The 3,337-nt window shown below is 70.7% G+C and carries 3 protein-coding genes; all 3 read left to right on the plus strand.

The window, feature by feature from the left end; genetic code table 11:
* Positions 1–348: 348 nt before the first annotated feature.
* Positions 349–1,818, plus strand: coding sequence for a bifunctional UDP-N-acetylglucosamine diphosphorylase/glucosamine-1-phosphate N-acetyltransferase GlmU (glmU, locus tag QM633_RS14910; RefSeq protein ID WP_415154556.1), 1,470 nt, complete (start codon positions 349–351; stop codon positions 1,816–1,818).
* Positions 1,815–2,792: a ribose-phosphate diphosphokinase gene (locus tag QM633_RS14915; protein WP_415154557.1), complete on the plus strand. Its 978-nt coding sequence runs from the start codon at positions 1,815–1,817 to the stop codon at positions 2,790–2,792. The genes glmU and QM633_RS14915 overlap by 4 nt, the downstream gene beginning before the upstream one ends.
* A 181-nt stretch (positions 2,793–2,973) precedes the next feature.
* On the plus strand, positions 2,974–3,337 hold a 364-nt coding region (locus QM633_RS14920; RefSeq protein WP_415154558.1), incomplete at its 3' end, for a 50S ribosomal protein L25.

The following is a 3,337-nucleotide window of genomic DNA, read 5'->3' on the forward strand; positions in this document are numbered from 1 at the left end:
GGGGACGGTTCCCTTCTCGGTCCACGAAACCGGCCGGCCGGTCCCGTCTGGACCGAGTGAGGAACCGTCCCCTACTCGGTCCACGTTGGACGTCTGGACCGAGTGAGGAACCGTCCCCTACTCGGTCCACGTTGGATCGGGGTGCACAACCCGACGCTGATCGGGGAGCCTGATCGGCCCCAGGTGTCGTGCCGGGAGGACGGCCACACTGTCTCCCCGGAGAGTGCACTGATCGTGCCCGGTGTCCCCGGCGCGGGGCGTCCGGCCCGATAGGATGAGCCCGGCTCCGGGGCGTGCCGGGGCCAGTCCCCCGGTGGCCCGCCGGGGCCGGACGAGGCGGGGAGTGCTGTGGCCGATCAGACAGAGAACCGAGTGGCCGCGGTCGTCATCATGGCGGCCGGAGCGGGAACCCGGATGAAATCGGCGATCCCCAAGGTGTTGCACCGGATCGCGGGCACGTCCATGGTCGGGCTGGCCATCGACGCCGCGGATGCGCTGCGCCCCGAACACCTCGTGGTCGTCGTCGGCCACGAGCGTGAGCAGGTCACCGCGCACCTCGCCGAGATCGCGCCGCACGTGACCATCGCCGTCCAGGAACGCCCGCTGGGCACGGGGGACGCCGTCCGCTCGGGCCTGGCCGCGCTGCCGGGCCTGCGGGGCGAGGTGGTGGTCACCTCCGGTGACGTGCCGCTGCTGGCTCCCGAAACCCTGCTCGACCTGGTCGCGGCGCACCGCCAGGAGGGCAATGCCGTCACCGTCCTGACCGCCGTCGTCCCCGACCCGACCGGATACGGACGCATCGTCCGCGACGGGGACGAGGTCGCCCGCATCGTCGAGCAGCGCGACGCGTCCGACGAGGAACGGGCCCTGGCCGAGATCAACTCGGGCATCTACGTCTTCGACGCGCTCGCCCTGACCCAGGGCCTCGGCGCGCTGGAGCCGAAGAACGCCCAGGGCGAGCTGTACCTCACCGACGTCGTGGCCCACGCCCGCGCCGCCGGGCGTCGGGTCGGCGCGCGTCTGATCGTCGACTACCTGCAGACCGAAGGGGTGAACGACCGGATCCAGCTCGCCGAACGCTCGGCGGAGCTCAACCGGCGCATCCTGGTCCGCTGGATGCGCGAGGGCGTCACCGTCCTCGACCCCGCGACGACGTGGGTGCACGCCGGCGTGGACCTCGCCGAAGACGTGACCCTGCTGCCCAACACCTCCCTCGAGGGAGCCACCTCGGTCGCCCGCGGCGCGACCATCGGGCCGGACACCACCCTGATCGACGTCGAAGTGGGCGAGAATGCCCGCGTGCTGCGAACCCAGGCAGAGCTGGCCGTGATCGGGCCCGACGTCACCGTCGGCCCGTACACCTACCTGCGCCCCGGCACCGAGCTGTCGGCGAAGGCCCATGTCGGTGCATTCGTGGAGATGAAGAAGGCCGTGATCGGGGAGGGCGCCAAGGTGCCCCACCTCACCTACTGCGGGGACGCGGTCGTCGGCGCGGGCTCCAACATCGGCGCGGGGACGATCTTCGCCAACTACGACGGCATCTCCAAGAACACCTCGACCGTGGGCGAGCACTCCTTCATCGGCAGCGACTCGGTCCTGGTCGCGCCCGTCCATGTCGCCGACGGCGCCTACGTGGCCGCGGGCTCGACGATCACCGTCGACGTGGGGCCCGGCGATCTTGCGGTCTCCCGCGGGCAGCAACGAAACATCAAGGGCTGGGTGTCGCGCAAGCGTCCCGGCACCCGCACCGCGGAGGCCGCGGCAGCGGCCCAGCACGAGGTCCCGCAGGCGAAGGGCGAGACGGGGTCGAGCGAGTGAGCGGCATCAAGCGGCCCACCGAGAAGCACCTGATGGTGTGCACGGGGCGGGCGTTCCCCGAGCTGGCCGAGGAGGTGGCGTCCCTGCTGGGGGTCGAGCTGGTCCCCACCCGTGCACTCACCTACGCCAACTCCGAGATCTACGTCCGCTTCGAGGAGTCGGTGCGCGGCTCGGACTGCTTCGTGATCCAGGCCCACCCCGCCCCGGTGAACGAGTGGCTGATGGAGCAGCTGATCATGGTGGACGCCCTGAAGCGGGCCTCCGCCCGCCGGATCACCGTGGTCTCGCCGTTCTACCCCTACGGACGCCAGGACAAGAAGCACGCCGGCCGCGAGCCGATCTCCGCGCGCCTGGTGGCCGACCTGTACAAGGCCGCGGGCGCCAACCGGGTGATGTCGGTCGACCTGCACGCCGCGCAGATCCAGGGCTTCTTCGACGGCCCGGTCGACCACCTGCTCGCCCTGCCCGTGCTCGCCGACTACGTACAGGCGCACTACGACACGCAGAACATGACGATCGTCTCCCCCGACGCGGGCCGCGTCCGGCTGGCCGACATGTGGTCGGACCGGCTCGGCACCCCGCTGGCGATCATCCACAAGCGCCGCGACCCGAACAAGGCGAACGAGGTGGCCGTCGGCGAGGTCGTCGGCGACGTGGACGGCCGGGTCTGCCTGCTGGTCGACGACATGATCGACACCGCGGGGACGATCTGCCAGGCGGCGACCGCGCTGAAGAACTTCGGGGCGAAGACGGTCCTCGCCGCCGCGACCCACCCGATCCTGTCCGGTCCCGCGCCGGAGCGGCTCAACTCCTCCGACTTCGAGGAGGTCATCGTCACGAACACGCTTCCGATCCCGGACGGCGTCAACGTGCCGAAGCTGACCGTCCTGTCGATGGCGCCGCTGATCGCCCAGGCGATCCAGGCGGTCTTCGAGGAGGGCTCGGTCGCGTCCCTGTTCAACGGCCAGCACTGAGCCGCTCCTCCCGGGACGCCCGGGGCCGGGCGGCGGCGAGGGCGTCCGGTCTGCGCTAAGCTTTCCGGGTTGCCTCGGCGAGGGGCCTGTGGCCCGTGATCGACAAGGTTGGCGCTGGTCGCCGCCGGTCTCCCTCGTCAGGCCCAGGATTTCTGTACGAGGTTGAGGAGTGACGTAGGAAGTGTCCGAGAACAAGATCGCAGCGGTATCCCGCACTGAATTCGGCAAGGGCGCGGCGCGCCGGACCCGTCGGGCCGGCATGGTGCCCGCCGTCCTGTACGGCCACGGGACCGATCCGGTCCATCTCTCGCTGCCGGGCCACGAGCTGCTGCTCGCCCTGCGCGTGGCGAACGCCGTGCTGGAACTCAGCGTGGACGGCGGCAACGACCAGCTCGCGCTGGCAAAGCAGGTGCAGCGCAACCCGGTCAAGGGCAACATCGAGCACCTCGACCTGGTCATCGTGCGCAAGGGCGAGAAGGTCACCGTCGAGGTGCCGCTGGTCGTCGTGGGCGATCATGCCGCCGACGGCGTGATCGTGATGGACC

The sequence above is a fragment of the Propionicimonas sp. genome (assembly GCF_047606205.1).
In the GTDB taxonomy this organism is placed as follows: Bacteria; Actinomycetota; Actinomycetes; order Propionibacteriales; family Propionibacteriaceae; genus Propionicimonas.